We start from the raw sequence: 15,338 nt of genomic DNA, 5'->3' as shown, positions 1-15,338 counted from the left end.
AGAGACGTTAAGGACTCACCAGTCACACAAACAACACTTGTCACATAAATACAGACCTGTAACTCTCATGTCTTTGACACCTTCAGTCACACGTCCGGGCATGACGAAGGGCCCCGCACCGTGGTGCGAGGCCCTCGTCGTGATCAGGGAAGAGCGGTTGCTCAGAGGCCCTGGCCGTTGAGGTAGGTCTGCAGTGCGGAGGTGGTCTGCGCACCCCAGATGCCGTCCTGGTGGGCGCCGGTGAGCTTCTGCACGGCGAGCGTGGTCTTCGCGCCGAGGACGCCGTCCTGGTTGGCGCCGACCTTGGCCTGGAGGCCCTTGATGTCGTCCGTGGAGAGCGTGCCGTCGGCGCTGTTGCCGACCCACTTCTCGATCGCGGAGTTGGTCAGCGGGCCGCGGATGCCGTCGACGGCGAGCGAGCCGGTGCTGGTCTCGGTGCTGGTGCTGACCTCGCTGCGGGCCTCGCTGCGCGAGGCGCTCTGGTCGGAGGAGCGCTCCTGCGTCGGGGCGGGGGCGGCCTGCTCCTGCTGCGGGGCGGGGGCCTGCTCCTGCGTCGGGGCCGGAGCGGAGGAGCCGCCGCCGGTCATGCCGTTGGCCTTGGTCAGGCCACCGACCTGCGAGCACTTGGGCCAGGCGCCGGGGCCCTGGGTCTGGAGGACCTTCTGGGCGATCTCGATCTGCTGGCTCTTGGTGGCGCCGTTCGCGTTCGCGGCGTACTTGCCACCACCGAAGCCCTGCCAGGTCTGGGTGGTGAACTGCAGGCCGCCGTAGAAGCCGTTACCGGTGCTGATCGACCAGTCGCCACCGCTCTCACACTGAGCGACGGCGTCCCAGACGTTGCTGGAGGTGCTGGCGCTGGCGCTCTGCGCGGTCGCGAGGGAACCCACGGCAGCGGTCGCTCCGGCCACCGCGACACCGGCGATCCGCCGGCGGGTGGGGGAGGACGTCGAGGCCTGGGCGTGCTTGGGCGAGTAGTACATGCTGTGGGGTTTCCTTCCACGGAATTCAGGGGGCTCCAGATGTGTGTGGAGCTGCCAGAAGGTCTGGCATCATTCGCGGACTTCGGGAACGTTACCTTCCCGTGACCATCGGGTCAAACCCCTGCTCAGACGATTTCCCAGCCCTCATCCGTGCGCCGTTCGCTCTCCGATTCCACCGACTGGCGCCGTCTTTGGGCCACCGGCGCATCGAAGGGGGCGGCGAGCCGGTCCCCCAACGTCGCCCCCGTGGCGATCGCCATGATCACACCCAGCGAGCCCAGCACCGAGAGCAGACCCTGATCGAGGCCGGAGACCCCGGCAGCCGGATCGGAGCTGGTGAGGTGGTACAGGCCGATGAAGATCCCCAGACCCGGGTAGAGGCCGAAGGACGCCGGGACGAAGAGGGTGATCGCCGGTGCGTCCATCCGCAGGGCGATGAGCCGGGCGAAGAAGCCGATGATCACCGCCGCCAGGCCGGTGGCCGTGACCCGGCCCACGCCCGCGGACGTCGCGGTGGCGGCGACGGCCACACCGACCGAGCACAGCAGCGCCGCCGGCAGGAGCATCCGCGGGCTCTCCTGCAGGGTGACGGCACCGGCGAAGCCGATGAAGACCGCGCCGCCGATGACGATCGGCAGGGGCGCCGAGGCCCACGCCAGCTTGTCGATGCTCGGCGGCTCGTAGCCGAGCTGGAGCACCGCGGCCAGCTGGAGGCAGACCCCCAGGCCGCCGGCGACACCCACGATGAGCCCGAATGTGTGGAACATCACCGCGAACAACCGGGCCGTACCCGTCACCGGGAAGCCGGAGAGCACGTCCTCCGTGGCCGAGGTGAGGGTGCGCGAAGGCAACAGCGCAACGATCCCGCCGGCCACGACGAAGGCGAAGTCCGGACCGTCGAGCGGCCCGAAGACGTAGGCGACGAAGGCGAGCACGGTGGCCACGGCACCGCCGAGCGCCCCGAGGTAGAAGTCGGGCAGGTCGATCCGGTTGAGCCACGAGGCGAGGCCCATGATCACGCCGGCGGAGAGCATCGCGAGGACGACGCCGAAGATGCTCGCGCCGAGGATCAGGGCGATACCGCCGGCGACGCCACCCTCACCGAGGGCGATGACCCAGCGGGACCAGGTGCGCGGGGTCGCGCTGATCTCCTTGAGCCGGGCATCGGCCTGCTCGAGGTCGATGTCGCCGGAGACGAGGTCGTCGACGAGGGAGTGGACGAGGGCGAGCCGGGCGAAGTCCTGTCGCGGCTGACGCACCACCCGCAGCCGGGAGATCGTCTGCCCGGACGCGGTACGGCACTGCATGTGCAGGGACTGCATCGTCAGGTCGACGTCCAGGTCCTCCAGGCCGGCGGCGACGCCGACCGCGATGGTCGCCGTCTCGACGCCGCTGGCACCCGAGCCGCAGCGGAGCATCAGCTCGGCCGCGCGCAGCGCCAGGTCCAGCGCATTGGCCGCCGCCTGCTCCTCCGCGACGGCGCGGGTGACGCGTGGGTCTCGGTAGGGAGTCCCCCGCAGCGAACCCCGCAGCGGAATGGTCTGGGTCGGCTGGTCGCCGCGCAGGCTGGGCCGACGTCGCGGCTTGCTCTCCTGACGTGGGCGCGGGCGCGGACGCGGACGGGGACGGGGCGGGGGTGGTGGGGTCGTCATCGGGTGGGCAGCTGCTCCGGATCCGGCATCGGCGACTCCAGCATCGGCCACCAGGACACGTCGAGGGCACCGACCGCCAAGGCCCCGAGGACACCGACGGCGAAGACGAGCAGGACGGCGAGGAGCGCCACCCGCAGCGTGGGCGGACCGGTGACGCCCCGGACGAGGCTGCGGCTGCCGCGGCGCAGGCCGGGTCCGCCCGGACCCCACCACCCGATGATCAGGGCGAGGAGGGCACCGGCCGCCAACGGGATCGGGGAGTCGAGTCGGACGCCGAGACCGTCGACCCCGCTCTGCGCCAAGGCTGCTGCGAGGACTCCGGCGGCACCCACGGCGAGCGGCAGGAGCGATGCCACCAGGGTGGTGAGGGCGGCGGTCAGCAGGTGCCACGGGCCCACGGCCATGGCGACGACCCCGTCGCTGCGACGCCGCCCGCCACGGTGGCGACGCCGGACGGTGCCGGTCATGGAGGTGTCGACGGTGCGAGCCGCCCAGGACCACACGACGGCGACCGCGAGACCCACCCACGGAACGGCCGCGATGAGGGCGACGAGGGCGGCCAGCAGGGCACCGAGCACATCGGCGCGTCGCGGCTTGCCGATCCGGGGGTCACCCGGGCGGTCGGGACTCGCCCCGGACACCCCCGGCCACGCACCGCGGTCCTGCGGCGGGGGCTGGGGAGCGGCTGCGGGCGGCGCCGGGTGCGGGTCGCGCCAGTCCCCCTGGCCCCACGGGGCCGGCGGCTCGACGGGTGCGACCGGAGCCGCTGGGGGCAGGGCGCGGGTCTGATCGGGCGCGAGGGCGCGGGTGCGTTGCGGCAGGGCCTCGGTCACCGGGCGACCATTGGCCCAGGCGTCGAGCGCGGTGAGGACCTCGTCGGCGTCCGGCCGTCGCGAGGCGTCCGGCGTGAAGCAGGCGTGCAGCAGCGGCGCCAGCTGCGGGTCGACGTCGCGCAGGTCGGCATCGCCACGGAAGACGCGGGCGAGCACCGCCTCCATGCCACCACGGCCGAAGGGCGCGCGTCCCGTGGACGCGAAGACGAGCGTGGCGGCCCACCCCCACCAGTCCGTGGCCGGGGTGACGTCGCCCCCTTCGACCAGCTCCGGGGAGAGGTAGCCGGGAGTGCCCATGACCAAACCGGTCATCGTCATCCGCGAGCTCTCCGCGACGTGCGCGATGCCGAAGTCGATGACGACCGGGTCCCCGTCGAGCAACAGGACGTTGCCCGGCTTGAGATCGCGGTGGATCACCCCGACCTGGTGGATCGCGCGCAGCGCCTCCACGAGACCACGGGCGAGGGAGAGCAGCTCCTGGGGCTCGAGCGGGCCCTGCTCACGGATGCGCTGCTCGAGGCTGGGGCCGGGCACGTACCTCGTGACGATGTAGGGACGCTCGGCATCGAGGTCGGCGCTGAAGACCGGGGCGATCCGGTCGGAGCGCACCCGGGCCAGGGTGTCGACCTCACGGGCCAGCCGGGCCCGGGCGTCCGCGTCGTGGGCCACGTGCGGCCGCAGGACCTTCACCGCCACGGCCCGCCCACGCTCGTCGAGGGCGAGGTGGACCACGCCCATGCCGCCCTGCCCGAGCTCCTGGAGCACGCGGTAGGGACCGATGGTGTCGAAGTGCGGGATCGTTGAGCCTTCCCCGCGCCCTTCAGGGGGCGGTTCTGCGCCGAGCACCTCAGTCGTCATACCCACCAGACTAGAAGGCCGACCCTGAGGGTTGGTGGAGCGTCACCTGTGCGCGTCCTCCGGTGCTCGTGCTACTGGGTGATGTACGCCTCCAGCTGGTCCCGCTCGGCGGCGAGATCACGGATGCGGTACTTGACGACATCGCCGATGCTGACGATCGCGACGAGCCGGTCGTCCTCGACGACGGGGACGTGCCGGATCCGTCGCTCGGTCATCCGGGTCTCGAGGTCGCTGACGTCGTCGTGGCTGGTGCAGGTGTGCACCTGTGGGGTCATGATCGCGCTGACCGGGCCCTCGAGGATGCCTGTGCCCGAGCGGTGGAGGTGCCGGACGACGTCACGCTCGGAGACGATCCCGTCGACGGCGCCCTCTCCGGAGGAGACGACCACGGCACCGATGCCGTGGTCGTCCAGGAGAGCGAGGAGGTCGGCCACGGTGTCATCGGGAGAGGCCGTGATGACATCGCTGCCCTTGCCGCGCAGAACGTCGGAGATCTTCATGCAGCAACGGTAGTGCCCCGGATGCGTCAGCGGAAGGTCCGCGGGTACATAGAGTGGGAGCCATCGACCCAGGAGGTGCTCTGCCCGTGCCGGTCCACCGCACGTTCGACCTCGTCATTGCCGCCAACCGCCTTCCCGTCGACCGGGTGGTCGCGCCCGACGGCAGCTCGCAGTGGCACCGCTCCCCCGGTGGGCTGGTCACCGCGATGGACTCCGTCATGCGCAACCGCGAGGGCGCCTGGGTGGGTTGGGCCGGCGAGACCGGCGAGGCGCCGGAGCCCTTCGAGGAGTCGGGGATGTGGCTGCACCCCGTCCCGCTGTCCGAGCAGGAGCGCGAGACCCACTACGAGGGCTTCAGCAACGACACCCTCTGGCCGATCTACCACGACGTCATCGTGCCCGCACACTTCCACCGCGAGTGGTGGCAGGACTACGAGCGGGTCAACGCCCGCTTCGCCGAGGCGGTCTGCGAGGTCGCCGCCCCGGGCGCCAAGGTGTGGATCCACGACTACCAGCTCCAGCTCGTCCCGGCGATGGTGCGTGCGCTGCGCCCCGACGTGCGCATCGGCTGGTTCAACCACATCCCCTTCCCGCCGGTGGAGCTCTTCGCGCAGCTGCCGTGGCGCCGGCAGATCCTCGAGGGGCTCCTCGGCGCCGACTACCTCGGCTTCCAGCGCACCCCCGACGCACAGAACTTCCTGCGCGCCTGCCGCCAGCTCGACGGCCGCACGACGAAGGGGGACACCGTCGCCACCACCGGTCCCGACGGTGGTGCGCGCCAGGTCCGTGCCTCCGCCGTGCCGATCAGCGTGGACTACCGCGGGCTCGAGGAGCTCGCGAGGACGGAGCCCGTCCGGCGGCGGGCCGAGCAGATCCGCGCCTCGCTCGGCAATCCCGAGATCGTCATGCTCGGCATCGACCGGCTCGACTACACCAAGGGCATCCGCCACCGGCTGAAGGCCTACGAGGAGCTGCTCGCCGACGGGTCGATCTTCTCCCCCGCGGTCACCCTCGTGCAGGTGGCCACGCCCAGCCGCGAGCGCGTCCAGGCCTACAAGCAGCTGCGCACCGAGGTCGAGACGACCGTCGGTCGGATCAACGGCACCTACTCGGCGATCGGCGCGCCGGCCGTGCACTACCTGCACCGCAGCTACCCGCGCGAGGAGATGGCTGCGCTCTTCCAGGCGGCCGACATCATGCTCGTGACGCCCCTGCGTGACGGGATGAACCTCGTGGCGAAGGAGTACGTCACCTGCCGTCACGACACCGGCGGCGCGCTCGTGCTCAGTGAGTTCACCGGCGCCTGGCACGAGATGAAGCAGGCCTTCGTCTGCAACCCGCACGACATCGAGGGCCTGAAGCAGGTCATGCTCCGCGTCATGTCGCTCGACGACCGCGACAAGCGCCGATCCATGCGCTCGCTGCGTCGCCGGGTCGGCGACAACGACGTGCAGAAGTGGGCGGACGCCTTCCTCACGAACCTCGAGATGGCGCCGGAGCGCCCGCCCCGCCCCACGACGAAGGGGATGTAGGTGCAGCCGGAGCTGCGCCGGGCCCTCGCCGCCGTGGCGCAGGCACCCCGCCTGCTCGTGGCGACCGACTTCGACGGGGTCCTGGCACCCTTCGTCCTCGACCCGATGGCGGCGCGCCCCCGGGCCGGGACGGTGGAGTCCCTCACCGAGCTCGCGTCCGCGCCGGGCACGTGGACCGCCGTCGTGTCGGGGCGCGACCTCGAGACCCTCGCCGGGCTGACCGGCCTCGGTGGGTCCGCCACCACGCTCATCGGCAGCCACGGCGCCGAGACGAGCCGGGCCGGCAGCGCTTCGATCCCGCCGCAGGCCTCGGCCCGGCTGTCCGCGTTGCGGGCCACGGTCGAGACCGCCGTCGAGGCCCGCGATCCGCGGATCCGACTGGAGCACAAGCCCACTGCCCTCGTCCTGCACACCCGCGGACTCCCGGCGCAGGCGCTGACCACCGCGGCCGCGATCGCCGAGGAGGCCGCCGCGAACGACGGCGTCACCCTGCTCAGCGGCAAGGGCGTGCACGAGCTGAGCGTGGTGCGGGCCGACAAGGGGAGCGCCCTGCGGGCCCTCGCCGACGAGCTCGGGGTCGACGCGATCACCTACCTCGGCGACGACGTCACCGACGAGCACGTCTTCGCCCTCCTCGGCGACACCGACCTCGGGATCAAGGTCGGCGACGGCCACACCGCCGCTCGGGCACGCCTCGACGACAGCGCCGCGGTCCCGGCCGTCCTCGCCGCCCTCGCCGCCGCTCGCCGCGACTGACGGCGAGCGCGGACCTCCCTTCGGCCGGCGGCTGCGACAGACTGGGGTGATGGGTCGCACCCGGCCCTCGAAGGGAGGATCCGTGCCGCTGGACATCTCCGCCGCACGCCCCGACCCGGCGCTGCTCGACCTGCCGTGGTCGCTGCCCCTGGAGCAGTGGCCCACCGAGCTGATCGCCGCCCTGCCGCGCGGCATCTCCCGGCACGTCGTGCGCTTTGCCCGGCTCTCGGGCGGCATCGTCGCCGTCAAGGAGATCAAGGCCGAGCTCGCGCGCGACGAGTACCAGCTCCTGCGCCAGCTGCGGCGCCTCGACCTGCCCTGCGTCGAGCCGCTCGCCGTGGTCTCCGGGCGCACCGACGCGCACGGGCAGCCTCTCGACGCCTGCCTCGTGACGCGGCACCTCCAGTTCTCCCTCCCCTACCGGGTGCTCTTCAGCCAGCACCTGCGGGAGGACACGACGACGCGTCTGGCCGACGCGCTCGCGGTGCTGCTCGTCCGGCTGCACCTCGCCGGCTTCTTCTGGGGCGACGTCTCGCTGTCCAACACCCTCTTCCGCCGCGACGCGGGCGCCTTCTCCGCCTACCTCGTCGACGCGGAGACGGGCGAGCTGCACGACCGGCTGAGCACCGGGCAGCGCGAGCACGACCTCGACCTCGCCCAGGTGAACATCGCCGGCGAGCTGATGGACCTCGCCGCGGCCGGTTTCCTCCCCGAGGGTCTGGACCCGATCGACGTCTCCCACGAGATCATCGAGCGCTACCGCGGGCTGTGGCAGGAGCTCACCGGTGACGAGTGGTTCGAGGTCGGCGAGCGCTGGCGCGTCGACGAGCGGATCCGTCGACTCAACGCCCTGGGTTTCGACGTGGACGAGCTGGCGATCACCACCGACCTCGAGGGGACCCAGGTGCGCATCGAGCCCAAGGTCGTCGACGCCGGGCACCACAGTCGTCGCCTGCTGCGTCTGACCGGGCTCGACGTCGAGGAGAACCAGGCCCGCCGCCTGCTCAACGACCTCGACTCCTACCGCGCGGCGATGGACCGGCAGGGGGATGACGAGTCGCTCGTCGCCCACGACTGGCTCTCCCGCGTCTACCAGCCCACGGCCCGCGCCGTCCCCCGGGAGCTGAGCGCCAAGCTTGAGCCCGCAGAGATCTTCCACGAGATCCTCGAGCACCGGTGGTACATGGCGGAGAAGGTGGGGCACGATGTCCCCATCGAGGACGCGATCGCGCAGTACCTGCGAGAGGTCCTGCCGGGCAAGCCCGACGAGCAGTCCGTACTGGGGTCGGACACCCAGCTGCTGCCCGTCGTCGACGAGGAGACGACATGACGGAACCGACGCAGGGGGACCCTTCGAACCACGGCCTCCCCGGCCCTCCCCCTCCGGCCGGGAACCCGCCGCCACCGCAGGGCGCCCCCTACCCGGGCGGGCCCTACCCCGGCGCGGGTGGGAGCGACCCCGGCAAGCCCGGGTCCAAGGCGTGGATCGAGCAGCGCTACGGGCGCACCGCGGAGTTCTCCGAGCGCATCCTGCCCGGGATCATCGACGCCGCCATCGGCTTTGCGGCCGCCTTCGTCCCGCTGCTCCTCGGCGTCGTGCTCATCATCGCCGGGCAGCCCGACAGCTACGACTGCGGCGCCTACTACTCCGGCGAGTGCGAGGTGCCGGGCTCCGGCTCCGACGCCCTCGTGGTCATCGGCGTGCTGATGCTCCTGCTGACCTTCTTCATCGTGCTCGCGGTCGTCTTCTGGAACCGCGTGTGGCGGGTGACCCGGACCGGCCAGAGCATCGGCAAGAAGCTCCTCGGGCTGAAGGTCATCGACGGGGCCTCCGGCGCCAACCCCACGCTCGGCCCGGCCGTGCTGCGCGAGCTGGTCCACCAGTTCGCCGGGATCATCTCCTGGATCTGGATGCTCATCGACGACGACGACCGCACCCTCGCGGACATCGTCGGCACGACGCACGTCATCCACACCAGCCAGTCCTGAGACGGCACGAAGGGGGGCGGGAGCGTCGTGCGCTCCCGGCCCCCCTTCGGGTGTGCGGTGGATCAGACGGTCGGGGCCTTGTGGGCACGGAACCACGCGGTGGAGTCCGGGCGCCAGAGGAAGAAGGTGGCCACCCCGCCGATGATCAGCACGACGGCGTTGAGCACGAGGGCGATCGGTGGGTTGGGCTGCACGAAGCTGAAGAGGAAGGACACGACGAAGAGGCCGTAGAGCACGGTCGCGACGATGCGCGCCCACCCCTTGCCCCTGCCCGTCAGGAAGGCCATGAGCACCCACAGCGCGGCGCCGAGCACGCTGAGCACCACCCCGACGCCCAGGCCCACGGCCACTGCGGTGTCGACGGTCGACGCGTCATAGGCCACGCCCGAGTCGCGCAGCGACTCCTCGACGATCTCGCGCGTCTGGTCGCGCATCAGCAGCTCCACCGGGATCGAGAGCAACTGCATCACCGCACCGGCCCACATCGCGTACTTCGCCGTGACGATCGACGGCGGCGGGCCCGTCATCGCGGGGGTGCCGTGGCTCGGTCCGGCCTGGTACTGGGGTGCCGGCTGGTATCCACTCCGGTCTCCGCCGGGGGGTGGGGGCATGGTGCTCATCAGGTCCCTCCTGCTCAACGGGGGGCCCTGGTGACCCCCGCCGCGCCAACCCTAGTCACGCACCCCGCAGGCGGGCGATCTCATACAACGTCACCCCGGCGGCGAGGCCGGCGTTGAGCGACTCGACGCTGCTGCTCATCGGGATCGAGACGATCTGGTCGCAGGTCTCGCGCACGAGCCGAGAGAGACCCTTGCCCTCCGAGCCGACGACGACCACGAGGGGCGAGGTGGCCAGCTCGAAGCCGGGCAGCGCCACGTCGCCGTCCATGTCGAGCCCGACGATGAAGAAGCCCGCCTTGCGGTAGTCCTCCAGGGCGCGGGTGAGGTTGGGGGCCTGGGCGACCGGCAGTCGGGCCGCCGCACCGGCGGAGGTCTTCCACGCCGACGCCGTCATCCCGGCGCTCCGCCGGGCCGGGACGACCACCCCGTGCCCCCCGAAGGCGGCCGTCGAGCGCACGATCGCGCCGAGGTTGCGCGGATCGGTGATCGAGTCGAGGGCGACGATGAGCGGCGTCCCCGGCGCCGACGAGTCGATGAGGTCCTTCGGGTGCGCGTAGTCGTAGGGCGGCACCTGGACGGCGATCCCCTGGTGCACGGCACCGTCGGTGAGCCGATCCAGCTCCGTGCGCGGGGCCTCGAGCATGGGGATCCCCGCGCTGGTGGCGATCTGGACCGCCTCCCGGATCCGGTCGTCGGCATCGATCCGGCTCGCGACGAACATCGTGCTCACGGGCACCTGGGTACGCAGTGCCTCGAGCACGGAGTTGCGTCCCGCGACGACCTCGGTGGAAGCGCTCTTCTTGCGGTGCACCGGTCGTCCCTGGCTGCGCTTGTCAGCGGGCTTGTCGCTCTTGTACGCCTTGTGGTTGGGGCGCGCGTCGGCCTTGGGCGTCGGGCCCTTGCCCTCCAGGCCGCGGCGGCGCTGGCCACCGGAGCCGACCTGCGGGCCCTTCTTGGATCCGGAGCGGCGAACTGCTCCGCGACGCTGGCTGTTTCCGGCCATCAGTGGTCCTTCCTGGCGAGGGTCCAGCGGGCGCCGCCCGGGGTGTCCTCGACGGTGATCCCGGCCGCGACGAGTGCGTCGCGGATCCGGTCTGCGGTCTCGAAGTCTCGGGCCGCGCGGGCCTCCGCGCGGGCCTCGACCTGCATGCGCACGAGCGCGTCCAGCGCCTCGTGCAGTTCGCCCTCTCGGCTGCCACCGGCGCCACCCCAGGTGGCGGAGAGCGGGTTGAGGCCCAGGACATCGGTCATCGCCAGCACGGATGCCGCGACCTCCGCGGCCTCGGTGCGGCTCCCTTCGTCCAGCGCGGTGTTGCCCCGGCGCACGCTCTCGTGGATCACGGCGAGCGCCCCGGCGACACCGAGGTCATCGTCCATCGACGCGGCGAAGTCCGCGGGGATCTCCACCTGCGGATCCGCCTCCACGACCTGCTGCGAGGGCAGCGCCCGCCGCAGGAAGCCCGCGATCCGCTCGACGGCGGCGCCGGCCTCCTCGAGCGACCCCGGGTGGTACTCGATCATCGAGCGGTAGTGCGCGGCGGTGAGGAAGTAGCGCACGGTCAGCGGGTCGTGGTCCTGCACCAGCTGCTGGACCTCAAGGGCATTGCCGAGGGACTTGCCCATCTTCTCGCCCTTGACCGTCACCCACCCGTTGTGGAGCCAGTAGCCCGCGAAACCCAGGCCGGCCGCCCGCGACTGGGCCTGCTCGTTCTCGTGGTGCGGGAATCGCAGGTCGATGCCGCCGCCGTGGATGTCGAAGGTGTCGCCGAGGTACTTGCGCGCCATCGCCGAGCACTCGAGGTGCCACCCGGGGCGACCCTCGCCGTAGGGGGTCGGCCAGTTCGCGCTCGCGGGCTCCTCGCCCTTGCGCCCCTTCCACAGGGCGAAGTCGCGGGGGTCCCGCTTGCCTCGGGGGTCCGCGTCGTCGGCGCCGACCATGTCGTCGAGGCTCTGGTTGCTCAGCTCGCCGTAGTCGGCCCAGGAACGGACGTCGAAGTAGACGTCGCCGCTGCCGTCCTCGGCCGTGTAGGCGTGACCTCGCTCGACGAGCGCATCGACGAGGGCAATCATCTCGGGGATGTGGCCGGTCGCGCGCGGCTCGTAGGTCGCCGGGAGCACACCGAGCAGCGCGAGCGCCTCCGAGGTGTAGCGCTCGTTGCGGTAGCTCAGGGCGTACCAGTCCTCGCCGGACTCCGCCGCCTTGCGCAGGATCTTGTCGTCGATGTCGGTGACATTGCGCACGAGGGCCACGTCATAGCCGTGTCCCCGCACCAACCAGCGCCGGAGCACGTCGAAGGCGACGGCGAAGCGCAGGTGACCGATGTGCGGTGCGCCCTGCGTCGTCAGTCCACAGATGTACATCCCCACGCGCCCGGGCGTGACGGGGGTGAAGTCGTGCTGGGTCCGTGTGGCGGTGTCGAAGAGCTGCAGGGTCACGCGGTCAAGGCTAACCGGCAGCAGACCCTGCGCCCCCATCGTGCGGGGCGCAGGGTCGGCGGACGACGGGGGTCAGCTGCCCGCGTCGAGCCACTCCTGCAGGTGCGGTGCCTCCGCCCCGATCCTCGTGTCCTCGCCGTGCCCGGTGTGCACGACGGTCTCCCCGGGCAGCGAGAGGAGCTTCTCGGCGATCGAGGCCACGATCGTCGGGTAGTCCGAGTAGGAGCGTCCGGTGGCCCCCGGGCCGCCGTTGAAGAGGGTGTCCCCGGAGAAGACCACCCCCAGCTCGGGCGCGTACAGGCAGCAGGCCCCGGGCGCGTGACCGGGCGTGTGCAGCACGGTCAGCCCGGTCCCGGCGACGGTGATGACCTGCCCGTGGGCGAGGGCGCCGTCGGGGGCCCGGTCGGGGTAGGTCATCCGCCACAGCGGAGCGTCCTCGGGGTGCACCCAGATCGGCGCCCCCTTCGCGTCGGCGATCTCGGCGGCGACGTTGACGTGGTCGTTGTGCGCGTGGGTGCACACGACGGCCACGAGCGCGCGCTCCCCGACGGCCTCGAGGATCGGGGCGGCCTCGTGTCCGGCGTCCAGCACGATGCACTCGTGATCGTCCCCGACGATCCACACGTTGTTGTCGACCTCCCACGAGCCTCCGTCGAGATCGAAGGTGCCGGAGGTGATGACCTTCTCGATGCGGGCGGCCATCAGAGGATCACCACCGACCGGAGCACGTCACCGGAGTGGATCTTGTCGAAGGCCGACTCGATGTCGCCCAGGCCGATCCGCTCGGTGATGAAGGCGTCGAGGTCGAAGCGCCCCTGCCGGTAGAGGTCGACGAGCATCGGGAAGTCGCGGCTGGGCAGGCAGTCGCCGTACCAGCTGGACTTCAGGGCACCGCCGCGACCGAAGAGCTCGATCATCGGCAGGGTGACCTCCTTCTCCGGGGTGGGCACGCCGACGAGCACGAGGGTGCCGGCCAGGTCCCGGGCGTAGAAGGCCTGCTCGTAGGTCTGCGGCAGGCCGACCGCCTCGACGACGACGTCGGCGCCGAAGCCGCCGGTGAGCTCACGGATCCGCTCGACGGTGTCCTCGCTGCTCGCGTCGACGGTGTGCGTCGCGCCGAAGCCCTTGGCGGCCTCGAGCTTCTTCGCGTCGAGGTCGACGGCGATGATCGTCGTGGCACCCGCGACGTGGGCACCGGCGATGGCGGCGTTGCCGACGCCACCGCACCCGATGACGGCGATCGAGTCCCCGCGACCGACCCCGCCGGTGTTGACGGCGGCGCCGAACCCGGCCATGACACCGCAGCCGAGCAGGCCCACGGCCGCGGCGTCCGCGTCACCGTCGACCTTCGTGCACTGACCGGCGGCGACGAGGGTCTTCTCGGCGAAGGCGCCGATGCCCAGGGCGGGGGTCAACGGCGTGCCGGCCATCTCTCCATCAGCGAGGGTCATCGCCTGCGTCGCGTTGTGGGTGTCGAAGCAGTACCAGGGCTGGCCCTTGGCACAGGCGCGGCACTGGCCGCACACGGCCCGCCAGTTGAGGATGACGAAGTCACCGGGAGCGACATCCGTGACGCCCTCGCCGACCGCCTCGACGGTGCCGGCGGCCTCGTGACCGAGGAGGAAGGGGAACTCGTCGTTGATGCCGCCCTCGCGGTAGTGCAGGTCGGTGTGGCACACCCCGCAGGACTGCACCTGGACGACCGCCTCCCCCGGGCCGGGATCCGGGACGACGATGTCGACGAGCTCGACGTCCGCCCCCTTCGATCGGGCGATGACTGCCTTGACGGTCTGCGACACGACGCGACTCCCTTCGGTGGTGGGGCGGTGCACCCCGGTGCGTGGACACCATCGTGTCCCACCCGGGCACCGCGTGTCTGCGGCGGGTCGCGGCATAGGGTCTGGCCATGGACTCCCAGACCCGGCTCCGGCGCCCGAACCGGTCGCGAACGGCGGTGCGTGCATGAGCCTGCTCGTCGTCCAGCACCAGGACACCTGCCCGCCGGGGCGGTTGGGCCAGTGGCTCACCGCGGCGGGCGTCGAGCTCGATGTGCGTCGGCCCTACGCCGGTGAGGAGCTCCCGTCGGAGGTGTCCGCTCACGACGGGCTGCTCGTCCTCGGGGGTCAGATGGGGTGCCGCGACGACGAGGTGGCGCCGTGGCTCCCGGCGGTCCGTGAGCTGATCCGGACCGCGGCGAAGGGGGCGACGCCCACCCTCGGGATCTGCCTGGGCCACCAGCTGGCGGCGGTCGCGCTCGGTGGGGAGGCCGGCCGCAACCCGGCCGGTCGCACCGTCGGGATGCTCACCGTCACCGCTCGCCCCGAGCTCGCGGACGACCCGGTCTTCGCCGCCGCCGCCGGCGCGCCAGTGGCGCACTGGAACGACGACATCGTCACCCGGCTGCCCTCCGGCGCAACGACGCTCGCAATCAACGAGCGGGGCGACCTGCTCGTGGCCAGGCTCGCCCCCACGGTCTGGGGCGTGCAGGGTCACCCGGAGGTGGACCACTCGATCGTCATGGACTGGGCCACGAAGGACGCGGACTCACCCGAGATCGCCGACCTGGACGTCCCCGGTGTGCTCGCCGAGATCGAGGCCGCACTCCCCGCCGTCGACGCCGCCTGGCGCCCGGTGGCGACGGCCTTCGCCGCCCTGCTCTGACCGGTCGGGGGCAGCGCCCGCGCAGGTCTACGTCGGGGCGACGATCGCGGTGGCGATCGCGGCAGCCCCCTCGCCCCGTCCGGTCAGGCCCAGCCCGTCCGTGGTCGTACCGCTGACGCTGACGGCGGCCCCGCAGGCCTGTGACATCGCCGCCTGGGCCTCCTCGCGCCGGGTGCCGATCCTGGGCCGGTTGCCGACGACCTGCACGGCGATGTTGCCGATCTCGAAGCCGGCCCCCCGCACCAGCCGTGCCGCCTCCGCGAGCAGGGTCAGCCCGGAGGCGCCGGCGAGCTCGGGTCGCCCGGTGCCGAAGTGGGCCCCGAGGTCACCGATCCCCGCCGCGGAGAAGAGCGCGTCGCACGCGGCGTGGCAGGCGACGTCGGCATCGGAGTGACCCTCGAGGCCGACCTCCCCGGACCACAGCAGCCCCCCGACCCACAGTGCCCGCCCCGAGTCGGACGCCGCGAAGGCATGGACATCGACACCGATCCCGGTCCGCGGCAGCGCAGTCATGGCGTCAG

At 71.9% G+C, this 15,338-nt stretch carries 15 protein-coding genes; 5 read left to right on the top strand and 10 right to left on the bottom strand.

What is annotated here, in order from left to right; genetic code table 11:
• Positions 1 to 161 precede the first annotated feature (161 nt).
• The 4 genes from ACR9E9_RS04650 to ACR9E9_RS04635 all read right to left on the bottom strand — a co-directional run bounded on the left by ACR9E9_RS04650 (position 162) and on the right by ACR9E9_RS04635 (position 4,823).
• Positions 162 to 980 carry a transglycosylase family protein gene (locus ACR9E9_RS04650; protein ID WP_435202171.1) on the bottom strand — a complete coding sequence of 273 codons (819 nt, stop codon included), beginning with the start codon at positions 978 to 980 and terminating at the stop codon, positions 162 to 164.
• A 125-nt stretch (positions 981 to 1,105) separates the two neighbouring features.
• A complete protein-coding gene (locus ACR9E9_RS04645) occupies positions 1,106 to 2,632 on the bottom strand; it encodes a threonine/serine ThrE exporter family protein (protein WP_435202169.1) in 1,527 nt (508 codons plus the stop codon).
• A complete protein-coding gene (locus tag ACR9E9_RS04640) occupies positions 2,629 to 4,323 on the bottom strand; it encodes a serine/threonine-protein kinase (protein ID WP_435202167.1) in 1,695 nt (564 codons plus the stop codon). The genes ACR9E9_RS04645 and ACR9E9_RS04640 overlap by 4 nt, the downstream gene beginning before the upstream one ends.
• A 71-nt stretch (positions 4,324 to 4,394) precedes the next feature.
• Positions 4,395 to 4,823, bottom strand: coding sequence for a CBS domain-containing protein (locus tag ACR9E9_RS04635; RefSeq protein WP_435202165.1), 429 nt, complete (start codon positions 4,821 to 4,823; stop codon positions 4,395 to 4,397).
• A gap of 86 nt (positions 4,824 to 4,909) precedes the next feature.
• On the opposite strand from ACR9E9_RS04635, the gene ACR9E9_RS04630 reads away from it, so the two are divergent.
• The 4 genes from ACR9E9_RS04630 to ACR9E9_RS04615 are packed head-to-tail and all read left to right on the top strand — an operon-like array spanning position 4,910 to position 9,100.
• Positions 4,910 to 6,355 (top strand): alpha,alpha-trehalose-phosphate synthase (UDP-forming), encoded by a 1,446-nt coding sequence (locus ACR9E9_RS04630; protein WP_435202163.1) that lies wholly within the window; start codon positions 4,910 to 4,912, stop codon positions 6,353 to 6,355.
• Positions 6,356 to 7,111: a trehalose-phosphatase gene (otsB, locus tag ACR9E9_RS04625; RefSeq protein ID WP_435202161.1), complete on the top strand. Its 756-nt coding sequence runs from the start codon at positions 6,356 to 6,358 to the stop codon at positions 7,109 to 7,111.
• A gap of 49 nt (positions 7,112 to 7,160) precedes the next feature.
• On the top strand, positions 7,161 to 8,441 hold the full coding sequence (locus ACR9E9_RS04620; RefSeq protein WP_435202159.1) for a DUF4032 domain-containing protein: 1,281 nt from the start codon (positions 7,161 to 7,163) through the stop codon (positions 8,439 to 8,441).
• A complete protein-coding gene (locus ACR9E9_RS04615) occupies positions 8,438 to 9,100 on the top strand; it encodes an RDD family protein (RefSeq protein ID WP_435202157.1) in 663 nt (220 codons plus the stop codon). The genes ACR9E9_RS04620 and ACR9E9_RS04615 overlap by 4 nt, the downstream gene beginning before the upstream one ends.
• A 62-nt stretch (positions 9,101 to 9,162) precedes the next feature.
• Here the strand turns inward: ACR9E9_RS04615 and ACR9E9_RS04610 are convergent, their stop codons facing one another.
• The 5 genes from ACR9E9_RS04610 to ACR9E9_RS04590 form a co-directional block, all read right to left on the bottom strand.
• Positions 9,163 to 9,720, bottom strand: a complete 558-nt coding sequence (locus ACR9E9_RS04610) for a hypothetical protein (protein ID WP_435202155.1) — start codon at positions 9,718 to 9,720, stop codon at positions 9,163 to 9,165.
• Positions 9,721 to 9,775: 55 nt separating this feature from the next.
• Entirely contained in the window at positions 9,776 to 10,723 is a 948-nt protein-coding gene (rlmB, locus tag ACR9E9_RS04605) for a 23S rRNA (guanosine(2251)-2'-O)-methyltransferase RlmB (protein WP_435202153.1), read from the bottom strand.
• The gene (cysS, locus tag ACR9E9_RS04600) at positions 10,723 to 12,156 is read right to left on the bottom strand and encodes a cysteine--tRNA ligase (protein WP_435202151.1); all 1,434 of its coding nucleotides are present in this window, start codon (positions 12,154 to 12,156) and stop codon (positions 10,723 to 10,725) included. The genes rlmB and cysS overlap by 1 nt, the downstream gene beginning before the upstream one ends.
• Before the next feature lie 72 nt (positions 12,157 to 12,228).
• Positions 12,229 to 12,858 carry an MBL fold metallo-hydrolase gene (locus tag ACR9E9_RS04595; RefSeq protein ID WP_435202149.1) on the bottom strand — a complete coding sequence of 210 codons (630 nt, stop codon included), beginning with the start codon at positions 12,856 to 12,858 and terminating at the stop codon, positions 12,229 to 12,231.
• Positions 12,858 to 13,955: an S-(hydroxymethyl)mycothiol dehydrogenase gene (locus tag ACR9E9_RS04590; RefSeq protein ID WP_435202147.1), complete on the bottom strand. Its 1,098-nt coding sequence runs from the start codon at positions 13,953 to 13,955 to the stop codon at positions 12,858 to 12,860. The genes ACR9E9_RS04595 and ACR9E9_RS04590 overlap by 1 nt, the downstream gene beginning before the upstream one ends.
• 163 nt (positions 13,956 to 14,118) lie before the next feature.
• Between ACR9E9_RS04590 and ACR9E9_RS04585 the strand changes: the two genes are divergently transcribed.
• Complete coding sequence (locus ACR9E9_RS04585; RefSeq protein ID WP_435202145.1) at positions 14,119 to 14,817, top strand: type 1 glutamine amidotransferase; 699 nt, start codon at positions 14,119 to 14,121, stop codon at positions 14,815 to 14,817.
• Between the two features lie 27 nt (positions 14,818 to 14,844).
• On the opposite strand, the gene ispF is transcribed toward ACR9E9_RS04585, so the two are convergent.
• Entirely contained in the window at positions 14,845 to 15,330 is a 486-nt protein-coding gene (ispF, locus tag ACR9E9_RS04580; RefSeq protein ID WP_435202143.1) for a 2-C-methyl-D-erythritol 2,4-cyclodiphosphate synthase, read from the bottom strand.
• Positions 15,331 to 15,338: the final 8 nt, after the last annotated feature.

It is taken from the genome of Janibacter sp. GS2 (assembly GCF_051200835.1).
GTDB lineage: Bacteria > Actinomycetota > Actinomycetes > Actinomycetales > Dermatophilaceae > Janibacter.
Note: the sequence above shows the minus strand (reverse complement) of the source record. Positions and strands in the feature narration are given on the sequence as shown.